The sequence below is a fragment of the Pseudomonas sp. ASL7 genome (genome assembly GCF_056680375.1).
This window is the reverse complement of sequence record NZ_CM155279.1, coordinates 1,957,009-1,972,358: the sequence shown is the minus strand read 5'-3', so window position 1 is coordinate 1,972,358 and position 15,350 is coordinate 1,957,009. Positions and strand designations below refer to the sequence as shown.

The following is a 15,350-nucleotide window of genomic DNA, read 5'->3' as shown; positions in this document are numbered from 1 at the left end:
GCGAGCAGGCTCGCTCCCACATTAGATCTTCAGTGAAGGCAGAATTTGTGCCCAGCAACGATCAAGTGTGGGAGCGAGCCTGCTCGCGATGGCCGCGACGCGGTGTACCTGAAAGACCCCGGCGAGCGTGTTAACATCGCCGCTTTTGCACGAATGACCCGTTGAGAGCTGAGCACTGATGGCCACCAGATCCGTTGTACTCGATACCGAAACCACCGGCATGCCGGTGACCGACGGCCACCGGATTATCGAAATCGGTTGTGTCGAGTTGATCGGTCGGCGCCTGACGGGCCGGCACTTCCACGTTTACCTGCAACCGGATCGTGAGAGTGATGAAGGCGCCATCGGCGTCCACGGCATCACGAACGAGTTTTTGGTGGGCAAGCCGCGTTTCACGGAAGTGGCCGATGAGTTCTTCGAATTCATCAAGGGCGCGCAGCTGATCATCCATAACGCGGCGTTCGACGTTGGCTTCATCAACAACGAATTCGCCCTGATGGGTCAGCACGATCGTGCGGATATCACCCAGCATTGCTCGATCCTCGACACCCTGATGATGGCCCGGGAACGTCACCCGGGGCAGCGCAACAGTCTCGACGCCTTGTGCAAACGCTATGGCGTCGACAACTCCGGTCGTGAACTGCACGGCGCCTTGCTCGACTCCGAGATTCTCGCCGACGTCTACCTGACCATGACGGGCGGCCAGACCAGCTTGTCGCTGGCGGGTAATGCCTCCGATGGCAATGGTTCCGGTGAAGGCGCCGACAACTCGGCTACCGAAATCCGGCGCCTGCCCGCCGATCGCCAGCCGACGCGGATCCTGCGCGCCAGCGAAGACGATCTGGCCCGACACATGGCGCGTCTGGAAGCTATCGCTAAATCCGCTGGCGCCCCATCGCTGTGGCAGCAACTGGCCGAGGCCAAGGCTCAGGCTTAGCTTAGTAGCAGCCTTCGGCAGCTGCTACGGGGCGTGCAATCATGCGACATTAGGGTGCACCCACCGTCCCGCTTCGGGGCGTCGCGCTCGCCACATGCGCTCGAACCCTCTACCCTGAGGTTATTGGCAGGCCACGGCCCGCCGCCTCAGGACACTGAGCCTCATGTATAAAGATTTGAAATTTCCGGTCCTGATCGTCCACCGCGACATCAAGGCCGACACGGTCGCCGGTGATCGCGTGCGTGGCATCGCCCGGGAGCTGGAGCAGGAAGGCTTCAGCATTGTCTCGGCAGTGGATTACACCGAAGGGCGTCTGGTCGCGTCGACCCATCACGGTCTTTCCTGCATGTTGATCGCCTCCGAAGACGCCAGCGCTCACTCCCATTTGTTACAGAACATGGCCGAATTGATTGGTCTTGCACGAGTGCGTGCCCCGGATTTGCCGATCTTCGCCCTGGGGGAGCAGGTAACCCTGGAAAACGCACCCGCCGATGCAATGGATGAACTCAATCAATTGCGTGGCATCCTTTATCTGTTCGAAGACACCGTGCCGTTCCTGGCCCGGCAGGTCGCCCGCGCCGCGCGTAAATACCTGGATGGTCTGTTGCCACCGTTTTTCAAAGCGCTGGTTCAGCACACGGCCGACTCCAATTACTCCTGGCACACGCCTGGGCACGGCGGCGGCGTGGCTTATCACAAAAGCCCGGTCGGTCAGGCATTTCACCAGTTCTTCGGCGAAAACACCTTGCGCTCGGATTTGTCGGTGTCGGTGCCGGAGCTCGGTTCGCTGCTGGATCACACCGGCCCGCTGGAAGAAGCGGAAGCCCGCGCGGCCCGTAACTTCGGGGCTGATCACACCTTTTTCGTGATCAATGGCACCTCGACCGCCAACAAGATCGTCTGGCATTCCATGGTGGCTCGCGATGACCTGGTGCTGGTGGATCGCAACTGCCACAAGTCGGTACTGCATTCGATCATCATGACCGGCGCTATCCCGCTGTATTTGTGCCCGGAGCGCAATGAACTGGGGATCATAGGCCCGATCCCGCTGAGCGAATTCAGCCGCGAATCGATTCAGGCCAAAATCGACGCCAGCCCGCTGACAAAGGGACGTGAGCCGAAGGTCAAACTCGCGGTGGTGACCAATTCGACTTACGACGGTCTCTGCTACAACGCCGAGCTGATCAAGCAGAACCTGGGCAATAGCGTCGAAGTGCTGCATTTCGATGAGGCCTGGTATGCCTATGCGGCGTTTCACGAGTTTTTCGCCGGGCGCTACGGCATGGGCACTTCCCGCAGCGAAGACAGCCCGCTGGTGTTCACCACCCACTCCACCCACAAATTGTTGGCCGCGTTCAGTCAGGCCTCGATGATTCACGTCCAGGACGGCGGCGCGCGGCAGCTGGACCGCGACCGCTTCAACGAAGCGTTCATGATGCACATCTCCACGTCGCCGCAGTACAGCATCATCGCTTCACTGGATGTGGCCTCGGCCATGATGGAAGGGCCGGCCGGGCGGTCGCTGTTGCAGGAAATGTTTGATGAGGCCCTGAGTTTTCGGCGGGCCCTGGCCAATCTGAGACAGCACATCGCCGCCGATGACTGGTGGTTTTCCATCTGGCAGCCGCCGTCGGTCGAAGGCATTGATCGCGTGGTGACCGAAGACTGGCTGCTGCAGCCAGATGCTGACTGGCACGGCTTCGGCGGTGTAACCGATGACTACGTGCTGCTCGATCCGATCAAGGTCACGTTGGTGATGCCTGGCTTGACCGCTGGCGGCGCCTTGAGCGCGCGCGGGATTCCGGCGGCAGTGGTCAGCAAATTCCTCTGGGAGCGTGGGCTGGTGGTCGAAAAGACCGGGCTGTACTCGTTTCTGGTGCTGTTTTCCATGGGCATCACCAAGGGCAAGTGGAGCACGCTGCTGACCGAGTTGCTGGAGTTCAAGCGCAGCTACGACGCCAACGTCAGTCTGGCGACTTGCCTGCCCTGTGTGGCGCAACAGAACGTGGCTCGGTATCAAGGCATGGGGTTGCGCGATCTTTGCGATCAACTGCATGCCTGCTATCGCAGCAATGCCACGGCCAAACACCTCAAGCGCATGTACACGGTGCTCCCGGAAGTCGCCATGAAGCCGGCTGACGCCTATGATCAATTAGTGCGTGGTGACGTTGAGGCGGTATCGATCAATGCTCTGGATGGGCGGATCGCTGCCGTGATGCTGGTGCCATACCCGCCGGGGATCCCATTGATCATGCCTGGCGAGCGTTTCACCCAGTCGACCCGCTCGATTATCGATTACCTGGCGTTTGCCCGTACATTCGACAGCAGCTTCCCAGGGTTTGTCGCTGATGTGCACGGCTTGCAACACGAAGACGAGGGCAATGGACGGCATTACACCGTCGATTGCATCAAGGAATGAGGACCTTTCCCAGTATGCAACCGCTCATGAATCCAAAATACCCAGGGCTGTCGGTGCGAGTTGCCGACGACGGCTTCGCCGCTTACATCTGGGGCAGCGATTTCAGTTTTGAAGTCGCGGCCTATGGCGCGCCCGAAATCGGCAAACCGGTGGAGCAGTGGCGGGTGACACCGATCACGCCTTATCGCAAGTGCTACGGCATTGACCCCGAGGAGTTCAGCAGCTTCCGTGACGCGGCGGACAGCGCCATTTTCATGGCCTATCTCGATGACGAGCCGGTGGGCCATTTGGTGGTCAGCACCAACTGGAACGGCTTTGCCCATATCGACGAGCTGGCAGTGCATGCACCGGCGCGGCGACATGGCGTGGCCAAGGCGCTGCTGGATGTGGCGCAATTCTGGAGTCGCAAAAAGAAACTGCCGGGCATCATGCTCGAAACCCAGAACAACAACCTGGGCGCTTGCCGGCTCTACGAGCGCAGTGGTTACGTGATAGGTGGGATCGATCATCTGCGCTATCGCGGCATCGACCCGAACACCGCCGAAGTGGCGCTGTTCTGGTATCGATTGTTTGAGAACCCGCTGGAAAACCCGCTTAGCTCGCCAGCATCGCCGCGGCTTGTTCCGTGACGATGTCCAGCAGTGCCTGAACGGCCGGTGATGGGCCGCCGTTCTTCAGGGTCAGGGCATACAGGCTGATCGGCACGGCAGGCGCCAGTGGGCAGGCATCCAGTCCAGCCGACCTGGCGCCGAGGGCGGTGAAAGGATCGACGATGGCCAGGCCTTCACCGGCCTCGACCATGCTGCGCATCATCTGATGAGTCTGTACCCGGATCTGAATGAGCGGGGCAGGGCGCAAGGCATGCAGTTTGTGATCGAGCGCCGGGCTTAACGGATCATGACCTTCCAGCCCCACCATCGACTGGCCCGCCAGATCCTGCAACGAGATGTATTTCTGCTTCGGTTGCAGCCAGCCATGCGGCGCCAGTAACTGAAGCTTGCCTTGGGCGATCACCTGGCAATGTATGTCGGCGTGATCGGGATCATGCAGGCTCAACCCCAAATCGCTTTCGCGCAGCAGCAGGCTTTTGACGATGTCGCGGGTAGGTTGGCTCAGGAGGGTGCAAGGCGCGTCGGGCAAGCGTCGGCGAAGCGCCGCGATGCTCTGTGGCAATAGCTGCTGCGCCAGGGGCGGTGTGCAGATGATTCGAAGCGGCGGCGCCTGATATTGTTTCAGGCTGTTAGCCAGACGCTGGACCGGTTCGAGCGCGTCGTAGACGTGGGCAATCTCGAGTTGCAACTCCCGCGCCTCGCGAGTGGCCTGCAAGCGTCCACGCACGCTGGAAAACAGCATGAAACCCAACTGATCCTCAGCGTCACGCAGCGTGCGTTCAACCTCGGCCACTGGCAACTGCAGCCATTCGGCTGCGGTACCCAGATGACCGGTCTGCAAGAGCGCCTGGATCACTTCGATATGACGTAAACGCATGCGTGAAGTCCATGTTCAGCAGGTGGGGAGCCAGTGGCTGAATCCTAACCCAAGTCTGCCCATATGACTTCAGCTCATAACACGCGGTTATGAGGCGACGGTGGTTTGCGTCACGCCAGCGACGTAGGTATCCGGTTCGCGAACGATGGTGACATTCGATTGCACCAGCAAGAACTGGTTGTCATCGAGCTTGTTAACGCGGTCGCCAATGGCCAGCTTATAGGTGCTGACAGGCACGGAGCCGGTGAGGCCGTCTGCCGGCGGGGTGGAATCCTGGAACTCATGCACGGAATAAACACGGCCTTCCGCGTCTCTTGCATGGAACTGACCGACGAGTACTGCTGCCATCTGCTTAGAACCTCTGGAGATAAATCACTCAATTTGCGGTTCTGTAGACCGTGCTTGGGCGAAGTAAGTTTTCCTACAGGAAAAAAATAGTCAGGGGCGGCCATTTACAGTCGCCCGCTGGTTGAATCGTCATCTATAACTACAAGCTCTTTCCATCGAACAGTCGAGAATCTGCCATGAGCAACGTCTATACGATCGCCGTTTTGGTCGGCAGCTTGAGAAAGGAATCGATCAATCGCAAGGTTGCGCGGGCCCTGGTGGACCTGGCGCCGGCCAATCTCAAGCTCAATATCGTCGAAATTGGCGATTTGCCGCTCTACAACGAAGACATCGATGGTGCGTCACCGCCGGCAGCCTACAGCACTTTCCGACAACAAGTGAGTTCATCCGACGCGGTGCTGTTCGTAACCCCGGAATACAACCGTTCGGTGCCGGCGCCATTGAAGAATGCAATTGACGTGGGGTCGCGTCCGTATGGCAAAAGCGCCTGGAACGGTAAACCTGGCGCAGTGATCAGCGTTTCACCGGGAGCGATTGGCGGTTTTGGCGCCAACCACCATTTGCGCCAGTCCATGGTGTTTCTCAACGTGCCGTGCATGCAGCAACCCGAAGCCTATCTGAGCGGCGCCGGTTCGGCCTTTGACGAGGCGGGCAAACTGTCCGAGTCGGTGAAGCCATTTTTGCAAAGTTTCATTAATGCTTATGGCCTGTGGGTCGAGCAGCACAAGAAAATGTGACAACCCCCTGTAGGCGCGAGCTTGCTCGCGATGGACGTTAACGATGACGCGTTCTTTCAGGATAAACGTGTTGCCTTCAACTCCATCGCGAGCAAGCTCGCTCCTACAGACGCAGCCTGCTACACCCGTGGGGTGATCTGCGTTACTTTAGCGGCCCCTGATTGAAGGCTGCTTTTGCATGCTCGTAGCGTCGTTGATTTTCCTGCTGACCATCACCTTGGTGATCTGGCAGCCCAAAGGCCTTGGTGTCGGCTGGAGTGCGGTATTCGGCGCGGTGTTGGCGCTGATTTTCGGCGTGGTGCACCTGTCCGACATCCCGCTGGTGTGGCAGATCATCTGGAACGCCACGGGCACCTTCGTCGCACTGATCATCATCAGTCTGCTGCTGGACGAGGCGGGATTGTTTGCCTGGGCGGCGCTGCATGTGGCCCGTTGGGGGCGGGGCAGCGGACGCAAGCTCTTTGCTTATATGGTGCTGCTCGGGGCACTGGTGTCGGCGCTGTTCGCCAATGACGGGGCGGCGCTGATTCTCACGCCCATTGTGATTTCCATGTTGCTGGCGTTGCGTTTTTCGCCCGCGGCGACCTTGGCATTCGTCATGGGGGCCGGCTTCATTGCCGACACCGCCAGCCTGCCACTGGTGGTGTCGAACCTGGTTAACATCGTCTCCGCGGACTTCTTCCATATCAGCTTCAACCGCTACGCCGCGGTGATGATTCCAGTCAATCTGGTGAGTGTCGCGGCAACGCTTGCGGTATTGATGGCGTACTTCCGTCGCGACATCCCCAAGGATTACGACCCCGAGCAGCTTGAATCTCCCCAGTCGGCAATCCACGACAGCGCGACGTTCTATGCCGGTTGGGCGGTCCTGGTGATTTTGTTGCTCGGCTGCTTTGCCCTGGAACCGCTGGGGGTTCCGATCAGCGCGATTTCGGCAGTGTGCGCGGCATTACTGCTGGCCATTGCTGCCCGGGGACACAAGATTTCCACGCGCAAAGTGATGAAAGAAGCGCCGTGGCACATCGTGATTTTCTCGTTGGGCATGTACCTGGTGGTGTATGGCTTGCGCAATGCCGGGCTGACCGGCTATCTGGCCGGTTGGCTGGACGGTTTTGCCGGGTACGGCGTCTGGGGCGCGGCCATGGGCACGGGCGTGCTGACGGCGTTGCTGTCGTCGATCATGAACAATCTGCCGACGGTGCTGATTGGCCTGTTATCGATTGATGCGAGCCAGGCAACCGGGGTGGTGAAGGAGGCGATGGTCTACGCCAACGTCATTGGCAGCGATTTGGGGCCGAAAATCACTCCGATCGGTAGTCTGGCGACGTTGCTGTGGCTGCACGTACTGGAGCGCAAGAGCATCCGGATTGGCTGGGGGTATTACTTCAAGGTCGGGATTGTGTTGACGGTGCCGGTGTTGTTGGTGACCCTGGCGGCGCTGGCTTTGCGATTGTCCGTTTAGACCGGGTTGACCCTATCGCGAGCAAGCTCGCTCCCACAGGATCACCACTGTCCATGTGGGAGCGAGCTTGCTCGCGATGAGGTCAGTCCAGTCACCGTAAAACTCAACCTTGGCCCGGCACATTCGGCCAAAGATCCGCCACCAGAAACAACCGCTCTGCTTCCTCCCAGTCGCCTTTAGCATTCTCAACCAATCGAACCAGCAACTGCGCAGGCGCCAGCGGCTCCAGATCACTCAGCCACGCCGCCAACTGTTCAGTGCTCCAGGTCTGCTCGACAGGATAGTGCGCGGGCGCCAGCCAGGCGTGTCGGGGCAGGGGCTGCCAGCGACCGAATGGCCGCTGCACGACAAACGCCGGCCAGTCCTTTTGATGCAACCAGCTACCGCGCAAATGCTGCGGATGGGCGCCGATGGGGGGCTCGGCCTGTCCCGGCCATGGATACAGTAAATAACCGCCCAGCCACAAATGCGCGCTGAACTGCTGGATATCCAGCGCTGCGAGCACCTCGCGGCTCTCCGGTCGTGCGGAAATCGGTAACTGATGTTGGGTCAGGTGCGCCAGTTTTCGGTCCAGCCGATCGTGGCAGCCCGGGCCGAGCCATTGCGCGGTGTCGTGGCCGTCGCCATTTTGCGGACCGAGGTAGAGTTTGATTGCCAACTCCAGATGATGCACGCCGTCGCGATCACGCAGAAGCATGTCCAGCTCGCCCAAGGTATGACCTTCGCGGCGGATGGGCATATTGGCAGCAATCAGTTCGATGCCCGGCGCGTGCCGCACGGCGTATTGCCACAGACGCTCGTAATACAAGCCCAGGCGCCGGGTTCGCGCCTGGGCCAGCCAGTGCAGCAAGTCATAACTGTCGTGATCGAGTTGCCGCAACCACCGCTCCAGGCGTTCCGGTGCCTGTGCCCAATCGCTGCCGGCCAGCGGATGGCGCTGCGGCCACGGCGTGTCGCTGAGCATCGGCGGTGCGAGGATGACCCACGCCAGGTCACGCACTTCGGGGTGGCGTAACTGGTGGGGTAACTGCAACAAATCTGGAAATAGGATCATCTTGCGAGCATAGCCTCAAACAGGAGTACATCCTTGCGGCTGAAAGGATTTTGTCTATCCTGCGCTTTCGCCCATAATCGTGCTTTTCGCCGTCGCTGCCCTTAGTTAGGAGCCCCATGGAGCAATTTCGTAATATCGGCATCATCGGTCGCCTGGGCAGTTCGCAGGTGCTGGATACCGTCCGCCGACTGAAACGGTTTCTGCTCGATCGTCACCTGCACGTGATCCTCGAAGACACCATCGCCGAAGTACTGCCCGGTCATGGCCTGCAAACTTCGTCGCGCAAAATGCTAGGCGAAGTCTGTGACATGGTGATTGTGGTCGGCGGTGACGGCAGCCTGCTTGGCGCCGCACGTGCCTTGGCCCGACACAATATTCCGGTGCTTGGTATCAACCGTGGCAGCCTGGGCTTTCTGACCGATATCCGCCCTGATGAGCTGGAAGTCAAAGTCGCCGAAGTGCTCGACGGCCACTACCTGGTGGAAAACCGCTTCCTGCTGCAAGCCGAAGTGCGTCGCCACGCCGAGGCCATCGGTCAGGGCGATGCCTTGAACGACGTGGTGCTGCACCCCGGTAAGTCAACGCGGATGATCGAGTTCGAGCTGTACATCGATGGCCAGTTCGTCTGCAGCCAGAAGGCCGACGGCCTGATCGTCGCCACACCGACCGGTTCGACGGCTTATGCACTGTCGGCGGGTGGCCCGATCATGCATCCAAAGCTCGACGCTATTGTGATTGTGCCGATGTACCCCCATACCTTGTCAGGCCGGCCAATTGTGGTCGACGGCAACAGTGAGCTGAAAATCGTCGTGTCCAAGGATATGCAGATCTACCCGCAAGTGTCCTGTGACGGGCAGAACCACTTCACCTGCGCGCCGGGTGACACCATCACCGTCAGCAAAAAGGCGCAGAAACTGCGGCTGATTCACCCACTCGACCACAATTACTATGAAGTCTGCCGGACCAAGCTCGGCTGGGGCAGTCGATTGGGTGGTGGAGGCGACTGATGCTCGATCCCGCGCGTAGCTACGACCTGATCGGTGACGTGCACGGTTGCGCTCTGACCCTTGAGCACTTGCTCGACCGACTCGGTTATCACAAACAAGCGGGTGTCTGGCAGCATCCATCGCGCATGGCCGTGTTCGTCGGTGACATCATCGACCGCGGCCCGCGGATTCGCGAGGCGTTGCACATCGTGCATGACATGGTCGAGGCCCGTCAGGCGTTGTGCATCATGGGTAACCATGAATTCAACGCACTCGGCTGGAGCACCCCGGCGCCTCCAGGCAGCGGCAAGCAGTTCGTGCGCGAACACACTCCGCGTCACGCGCGCCTGCTCGGTGAGACCCTGGCTCAATTTGAAGATCATCCAGGCGACTGGCACGACTTCCAGCAATGGTTTTATGAAATGCCGTTGTTCATCGATGCCGGGCGTTTCCGGGTCGTGCACGCCTGCTGGGATTCCGGCCTGATCGAACCGCTTCGGGCGCTGTTTTCCGATGGTTGCGTGGATGAGCATTTTCTCCAGGCTTCGGCCGTGCCGGGCAGTTTTGCGTGCACGGTGTTCGACCGCCTGTTGCGCGGCACCGACATGCGCTTGCCTCACGGGTTGACGATGACCAGCGGCGATGGGCTGGTGCGCTCCTTCTTTCGCACCAAGTTCTGGGAAGACGACCCACAAACCTACGGTGATATCGTGTTTCAGCCTGACGCTTTGCCCGAACCCGTGGCCCGGACCCCGCTGTCTTCCACTGAGAAAAACACGTTGTTGCGCTATGGCATTGACGAACCCTTGTTGTTCGTCGGCCACTATTGGCGCAGCGGCAAACCGGCACCGATCCGCCCTAACCTGGCGTGCCTGGATTACAGCGCGGTGCTCTACGGCAAACTGGTTGCCTATCGCCTGGACCAGGAAACCCGGCTCGATCCGCATAAATTTGTTTGGGTCGATGTTGAACGGCCGGAGGCGTTGCAATGAGTACTGTTGCCGTATTGCGGCTGCCGTTGGCGGTAGATTTGAGCGGATTCGTCAATCTGTTGCAACGCATGCAGGTGCCGTTTCGCGTCAGCGAAGAAGCAGGCGAGCAAGTGTTGTGGGTGCCCGCCAGCATCAGCGAAGACGTTCGTGCTTTGTACGAACGTTTCCCGACGGGTGACCCTGATCAGCAACTGGACATCCCGGTGGCGCAAACCCTGAATCGCCCCGGTTTTGCCGAGCAATTGCGCCACGCCCGGGCGACGGGTCTGGTGTTGCTGTTGAGCCTGATCGTTGGTGCCGTGACGCTGCTTGGCGAAAACCTCGACACGATGCGCTGGCTGACCTTCCTGGATTTCCACGTGGTCGGCGAGTACATCCATTTCGTGCCCTTGGCCGACAGCCTGGCGGCGGGGCAGTGGTGGCGTCTGGTGACGCCGATGCTGATTCACTTCGGCATCCTGCACCTGGCCATGAACGGTATGTGGTACTGGGAGCTGGGGCGGCGTATCGAGTCGCGCCAGGGCAGCATCAACCTGATCGGCCTGACGTTGCTGTTCAGCGTGGCCTCCAACTACGCCCAATATTATTTCAGCGGCCCGACGTTGTTTGGCGGGTTGTCCGGGGTGCTGTACGGCCTGCTCGGTCATTGCTGGATCTTTCAGACGCTGTCGCCGAACCGGGCTTATCGCCTGCCGCGTGGCGTGCTGGTGATGATGCTGGTGTGGCTGCTGCTGTGCCTGTCCGGGCTGATCTCGATGATCGGCTTCGGTGAAATTGCCAACGCGGCCCACGTCAGCGGGTTGCTCGTCGGATGCCTGACCGGTTTGTTGGGTGGTTTGTACAACCGCCGTAAACTGCACGCCTAAACAAGCTATGTGAATTAAAGAGCGCGGAGACCTTGATGTCCTCTTTTAACGAAATGATTCAAAACATCACCCACGATATCTACCAGAACCTCAAATTGGCGGTGGAAATCGGTAAATGGTCTGACGGCGGCAAACTCACCGCCGAGCAACGCGAACTGTCGCTGCAAGCGATGATCGCCTGGGAAATCCAGAACCTGCCCGAAGAACAGCGCACCGGCTACATGGGCCCGCAGGAATGCAGTTCGAAGTCGATCAGTGTGCCGAATATTCTGTTCAAGTCGGATGCCATCCATTGATTGAGATTGGCCGCGGTGCAATCAGTAAAATGTCGACGCGCCTTGACGGGTCGAACGTGCAGTACGCGTTTCGCCTGGGCGACGTCGAGGTTCCGGTCAACCCGTTGATTGGCACCACAGTGCGCCTGGAATACCTGGGGGCGATCTTTTGCTCTCATTGCGGGCGCAAGACCAAAACCAGTTTCAGCCAGGGTTACTGCTACCCGTGCATGACCAAGCTGGCTCAGTGCGATGTCTGCATCATGAGCCCGGAGCGCTGCCACTATGACGCCGGCACCTGCCGTGAGCCGGAGTGGGGCGAGAAGTTTTGCATGACCGATCACATCGTGTACCTGTCGAATTCGTCGGGCGTGAAAGTCGGGATTACCCGCGCCACACAGTTACCGACTCGCTGGATCGATCAAGGCGCACGTCAGGCGTTGCCGATCATGCGCGTGTCGACTCGTCAGCAGTCGGGCTTCGTCGAAGACCTGTTCCGCAGTCAGGTGGCGGACAAGACCAACTGGCGTGCTTTACTCAAGGGCGAAGCGGTGTCGGTGGACCTGGCCGAGGTTCGCGATCAGCTGTTCGATCGCTGCGCGGAAGGGCTGCAAGGTTTGCAGGAACGATTCGGCCTACAGGCCATCCAGACCATTTGCGACGTAGAACCGCTCGAAATCCACTACCCGGTCGAGCAATACCCGACGAAGATTGTCAGCTTCAACCTGGACAAGAATCCGATTGCCGAAGGCACGCTGCTGGGGATCAAGGGCCAATACCTGATCTTCGATACCGGCGTGATCAATATTCGTAAATACACGGCCTATCAGCTCGCCGTGCATCAGTAAGGACTCCAGCATGCGCACCGAACAACCGAAGATGATCTACCTGAAGGACTATCAGGCGCCTGAGTACCTGATCGACGAGACGCACCTGACCTTCGAGTTGTTCGAGGACCACAGCCTGGTCCATGCGCAACTGGTGATGCGCCGCAATCCTGAACGTGGCCCTGGCCTGCCGCCGTTGGTGCTGGATGGCCAGCAGCTCGATTTGCTGTCGGTGACCCTGGCCGACCGCGAGCTGAGCACCGCTGATTATCAGTTGACCGAGAATCACCTGACCCTGCACCCGACCAGCACCACGTTCACTGTCGACACCAGCGTCAAGATCCACCCGGAAAGCAACACCGCGCTGGAAGGTTTGTACAAGTCCAGCGGCATGTTCTGCACTCAGTGCGAGGCCGAAGGTTTCCGCAAGATCACCTATTACCTCGACCGCCCGGACGTGATGAGCAAATTCACCACTACGGTCGTCGCCGAGCAGCACAGTTATCCGATGCTGCTGTCCAACGGCAACCCGATTGCCAGTGGTCCGGGCGAGGAGGGCCGGCACTGGGCAACGTGGGAAGACCCGTTCATGAAACCGGCGTATTTGTTCGCGCTGGTGGCCGGTGACTTGTGGTGCGTCGAAGACACGTTCACCACCATGACCGGGCGCGCCGTGGCGTTGCGCATTTATGTCGAACCGGAAAACATCGACAAGTGCCAGCACGCCATGAACAGCCTGAAAAAGTCGATGCGCTGGGACGAAGAAGTCTACGGTCGCGAGTACGACCTGGACATCTTCATGATCGTCGCGGTCAACGACTTCAACATGGGCGCCATGGAGAACAAGGGCCTCAACATCTTCAACTCCAGCGCCGTGCTGGCCCGGGCCGAAACCGCCACTGACGCCGCGCATCAGCGGGTCGAGGCGATCGTTGCCCACGAATACTTCCACAACTGGTCGGGCAACCGCGTGACCTGCCGCGACTGGTTCCAGTTGTCGCTGAAGGAAGGTTTCACCGTGTTCCGCGACTCGGGCTTCTCCGCCGATATGAACTCGGCCACGGTCAAGCGTATTCAGGACGTGGCGTACCTGCGCACCCACCAGTTCGCCGAAGACGCCGGCCCCATGGCCCACGCCGTGCGCCCGGAGAGCTTCATCGAGATTTCCAACTTCTACACACTGACCGTGTACGAAAAGGGCTCGGAAGTGGTCGGCATGATCCACACCTTGCTCGGCGCGCAAGGCTTCCGCAAAGGCAGTGACTTGTATTTCGATCGCCACGACGGCCAGGCGGTGACCTGCGATGACTTCATCAAGGCCATGGAAGACGCCAATGGTGTCGAACTGACCCAGTTCAAACGCTGGTATAGCCAGGCAGGGACACCGCGATTGGCGGTGAGCGAGTCCTACGATGCGGCAGCGAAAACCTACAGCCTGACGTTCCGTCAGAGCTGCCCGGAAACGCCGGACAAGGTTGAAAAACTGCCATTCGTGATCCCGGTCGAGTTGGGCTTGCTGGACGCCAAAGGGGCGGCGATTGCGTTGCGCCTTTCCGGTGAGGCCAGTGCGCAGGGCACTTCGCGGGTTATTTCGGTGACCGAGGCCGAGCAGACTTTCACCTTTGTCGACATCGCTGAACAGCCATTGCCTTCATTGCTGCGTGGCTTCTCGGCACCGGTGAAACTGAGCTTCCCGTATAACCGTGATCAGTTGATGTTCCTGATGCAGCATGACAGCGACGGTTTTAATCGTTGGGATGCGGGTCAGCAATTGTCGGTGCAGGTGCTGCAAGAATTGATCGCTCAACAGCAGAAGGGTGAGGCACTGGTGCTGGATCAGCGTCTGGTGTCAGCCTTGCGCACCGTATTGTCCGACGAGACGCTGGACCAGGCGATGGTTGCAGAAATGCTCTCGCTGCCGGGTGAGGCGTATCTGACTGAAATCAGCGAAGTGGCTGATGTTGATGCCATTCACATTGCTCGCGAGTTTGCTCGCAAGCAGTTGGCCGAGGGTTTGTTTGACGCGTTGTGGCTGCGTTACCAGGCCAACCGCGATCTGTCGAAACAGACGCCTTATGTGGCCGAGGCGGAGCACTTTGCTCGTCGTGCGTTGCAGAACATCGCGCTGTCGTACCTGATGCTGAGCGGCAAGCCGCAAGTGTTGGCCGCGACGCTTGAACAATTTGAAACAAGCGACAACATGACCGAGCGCCTGACGGCGTTGGCGGTGTTGGTGAACTCGTCTTTCGAAGACGAGAAAGCCAAGGCGCTGGCCAGCTTCGCCGAGCACTTCAAGGCCAATCCGCTGGTTATGGATCAGTGGTTCAGTGTTCAAGCGGGCAGCACATTGCCGGGTGGCCTGGAGCGGGTTCGTCAGTTGATGCAGCACCCGGCGTTCAACATCAAGAACCCGAACAAGGTGCGGGCACTGGTCGGTGCGTTTGCCGGGCAGAACCTGATCAACTTCCATGCGGCGGATGGTTCGGGGTTTCGCTTCCTGGCGGATCTGGTGATTGAGTTGAACGGGTTTAACCCGCAGATCGCTTCTCGCCAACTGGCGCCGCTCACTCGCTGGCGCAAATATGACGACGCTCGTCAGGCGTTGATGAAAGGCGAGCTGGAGCGGATTCGTGCTTCGGGTCAGCTGTCCAGTGATGTGTTTGAAGTGGTCAGTAAAAGTCTGGCCTGAGTCTGGTTTCGCTCCCCCAGGGTCCACCCGGCCTCTGTAGGAGCGAGCTTGCTCGCGAAGGTGTGTCAGTTGAGAACAATGTAGCTGACACATTTTCGCGAGCAAGCTCGCTCCTACAATAGCCGCCGCTACCAAAAAAACGGATATGCCCCCCAAAATCCAATCCCCAAATCACCCCGCCTGATACCCAATCATTCAGCCACCCCCCCAGCCCCCCCAGGTTAACAAAACATAACGTGGCGTCGATTGTCAGGCCTTTCCAAACCCCGA

General features: G+C 59.4%; 14 protein-coding genes. 11 read left to right on the top strand and 3 right to left on the bottom strand.

The features are described 5' to 3' along the window. Positions 1 to 178: 178 nt before the first annotated feature. The 3 genes from dnaQ to AC1MDT_RS08915 all read left to right on the top strand — a co-directional run bounded on the left by dnaQ (position 179) and on the right by AC1MDT_RS08915 (position 3,985). A complete protein-coding gene (dnaQ, locus tag AC1MDT_RS08925) occupies positions 179 to 937 on the top strand; it encodes a DNA polymerase III subunit epsilon (protein ID WP_480421675.1) in 759 nt (252 codons plus the stop codon). Positions 938 to 1,100: 163 nt separating this feature from the next. Next, positions 1,101 to 3,356, top strand: a complete 2,256-nt coding sequence (locus AC1MDT_RS08920) for an Orn/Lys/Arg family decarboxylase (protein WP_480421674.1) — start codon at positions 1,101 to 1,103, stop codon at positions 3,354 to 3,356. Positions 3,357 to 3,370: 14 nt separating this feature from the next. Beyond that, complete coding sequence (locus AC1MDT_RS08915) at positions 3,371 to 3,985, top strand: GNAT family N-acetyltransferase (RefSeq protein WP_480421673.1); 615 nt, start codon at positions 3,371 to 3,373, stop codon at positions 3,983 to 3,985. Here AC1MDT_RS08915 and AC1MDT_RS08910 read toward each other — a convergent pair. Then, positions 3,951 to 4,844: a LysR family transcriptional regulator gene (locus AC1MDT_RS08910; RefSeq protein WP_480421672.1), complete on the bottom strand. Its 894-nt coding sequence runs from the start codon at positions 4,842 to 4,844 to the stop codon at positions 3,951 to 3,953. The two genes, AC1MDT_RS08915 and AC1MDT_RS08910, sit on opposite strands and share 35 nt — an antisense overlap. Positions 4,845 to 4,931: 87 nt before the next feature. Beyond that, positions 4,932 to 5,192, bottom strand: a complete 261-nt coding sequence (locus AC1MDT_RS08905) for a hypothetical protein (protein WP_480421671.1) — start codon at positions 5,190 to 5,192, stop codon at positions 4,932 to 4,934. Between the two features lie 176 nt (positions 5,193 to 5,368). Between AC1MDT_RS08905 and AC1MDT_RS08900 the strand changes: the two genes are divergently transcribed. Both AC1MDT_RS08900 and AC1MDT_RS08895 read left to right on the top strand, forming a co-directional pair. Beyond that, positions 5,369 to 5,929 carry an NADPH-dependent FMN reductase gene (locus tag AC1MDT_RS08900; protein ID WP_480421670.1) on the top strand — a complete coding sequence of 187 codons (561 nt, stop codon included), beginning with the start codon at positions 5,369 to 5,371 and terminating at the stop codon, positions 5,927 to 5,929. A 178-nt stretch (positions 5,930 to 6,107) separates the two neighbouring features. Next, the gene (locus AC1MDT_RS08895) at positions 6,108 to 7,391 is read left to right on the top strand and encodes an arsenic transporter (protein ID WP_480421669.1); all 1,284 of its coding nucleotides are present in this window, start codon (positions 6,108 to 6,110) and stop codon (positions 7,389 to 7,391) included. A gap of 103 nt (positions 7,392 to 7,494) precedes the next feature. Here AC1MDT_RS08895 and AC1MDT_RS08890 read toward each other — a convergent pair whose 3' ends face one another. Further along, positions 7,495 to 8,445, bottom strand: a complete 951-nt coding sequence (locus AC1MDT_RS08890; RefSeq protein ID WP_480421668.1) for a DUF1853 family protein — start codon at positions 8,443 to 8,445, stop codon at positions 7,495 to 7,497. Positions 8,446 to 8,561: 116 nt separating this feature from the next. Here AC1MDT_RS08890 and AC1MDT_RS08885 point away from each other — a divergent pair, with 116 nt between their 5' ends. Genes AC1MDT_RS08885 through pepN form a run of 6 tightly spaced genes read left to right on the top strand, consistent with a single transcriptional unit; the run spans position 8,562 to position 15,080 of the window. Then, on the top strand, positions 8,562 to 9,452 hold the full coding sequence (locus AC1MDT_RS08885) for an NAD(+) kinase (RefSeq protein WP_162436772.1): 891 nt from the start codon (positions 8,562 to 8,564) through the stop codon (positions 9,450 to 9,452). After that, entirely contained in the window at positions 9,452 to 10,423 is a 972-nt protein-coding gene (locus tag AC1MDT_RS08880; RefSeq protein ID WP_480421667.1) for a metallophosphoesterase, read from the top strand. The genes AC1MDT_RS08885 and AC1MDT_RS08880 overlap by 1 nt, the downstream gene beginning before the upstream one ends. Beyond that, positions 10,420 to 11,289 (top strand): rhomboid family intramembrane serine protease, encoded by an 870-nt coding sequence (locus AC1MDT_RS08875; protein WP_480421666.1) that lies wholly within the window; start codon positions 10,420 to 10,422, stop codon positions 11,287 to 11,289. Before AC1MDT_RS08880 ends, AC1MDT_RS08875 begins: the two co-directional genes overlap by 4 nt. A gap of 35 nt (positions 11,290 to 11,324) precedes the next feature. Continuing rightward, a complete protein-coding gene (locus AC1MDT_RS08870; RefSeq protein ID WP_480421665.1) occupies positions 11,325 to 11,585 on the top strand; it encodes a YeaC family protein in 261 nt (86 codons plus the stop codon). Then, positions 11,582 to 12,412: a DUF2797 domain-containing protein gene (locus AC1MDT_RS08865; protein WP_480421664.1), complete on the top strand. Its 831-nt coding sequence runs from the start codon at positions 11,582 to 11,584 to the stop codon at positions 12,410 to 12,412. Before AC1MDT_RS08870 ends, AC1MDT_RS08865 begins: the two co-directional genes overlap by 4 nt. A gap of 10 nt (positions 12,413 to 12,422) precedes the next feature. Then, positions 12,423 to 15,080 (top strand): aminopeptidase N, encoded by a 2,658-nt coding sequence (pepN, locus tag AC1MDT_RS08860; protein ID WP_480421663.1) that lies wholly within the window; start codon positions 12,423 to 12,425, stop codon positions 15,078 to 15,080. The last annotated feature ends 270 nt before the right edge of the window (positions 15,081 to 15,350 follow it).

What these genes read in the sequence shown, in the direction of transcription:
- AC1MDT_RS08900 (WP_480421670.1), top strand. Translation starts at nt 5,369, where the DNA reads ATGAGCAACGTCTATACGATCGCCGTTTTGGTCGGCAGCTTGAGAAAG.
- AC1MDT_RS08910 (WP_480421672.1), bottom strand. Translation starts at nt 4,844, where the DNA reads ATGCGTTTACGTCATATCGAAGTGATCCAGGCGCTCTTGCAGACCGGT.
- AC1MDT_RS08890 (WP_480421668.1), bottom strand. Translation starts at nt 8,445, where the DNA reads ATGATCCTATTTCCAGATTTGTTGCAGTTACCCCACCAGTTACGCCAC.
- AC1MDT_RS08870 (WP_480421665.1), top strand. Translation starts at nt 11,325, where the DNA reads ATGTCCTCTTTTAACGAAATGATTCAAAACATCACCCACGATATCTAC.
- AC1MDT_RS08905 (WP_480421671.1), bottom strand. Translation starts at nt 5,192, where the DNA reads ATGGCAGCAGTACTCGTCGGTCAGTTCCATGCAAGAGACGCGGAAGGC.
- AC1MDT_RS08875 (WP_480421666.1), top strand. Translation starts at nt 10,420, where the DNA reads ATGAGTACTGTTGCCGTATTGCGGCTGCCGTTGGCGGTAGATTTGAGC.
- AC1MDT_RS08885 (WP_162436772.1), top strand. Translation starts at nt 8,562, where the DNA reads ATGGAGCAATTTCGTAATATCGGCATCATCGGTCGCCTGGGCAGTTCG.
- dnaQ (WP_480421675.1), top strand. Translation starts at nt 179, where the DNA reads ATGGCCACCAGATCCGTTGTACTCGATACCGAAACCACCGGCATGCCG.
- AC1MDT_RS08880 (WP_480421667.1), top strand. Translation starts at nt 9,452, where the DNA reads ATGCTCGATCCCGCGCGTAGCTACGACCTGATCGGTGACGTGCACGGT.
- AC1MDT_RS08895 (WP_480421669.1), top strand. Translation starts at nt 6,108, where the DNA reads ATGCTCGTAGCGTCGTTGATTTTCCTGCTGACCATCACCTTGGTGATC.
- pepN (WP_480421663.1), top strand. Translation starts at nt 12,423, where the DNA reads ATGCGCACCGAACAACCGAAGATGATCTACCTGAAGGACTATCAGGCG.
- AC1MDT_RS08920 (WP_480421674.1), top strand. Translation starts at nt 1,101, where the DNA reads ATGTATAAAGATTTGAAATTTCCGGTCCTGATCGTCCACCGCGACATC.
- AC1MDT_RS08915 (WP_480421673.1), top strand. Translation starts at nt 3,371, where the DNA reads ATGCAACCGCTCATGAATCCAAAATACCCAGGGCTGTCGGTGCGAGTT.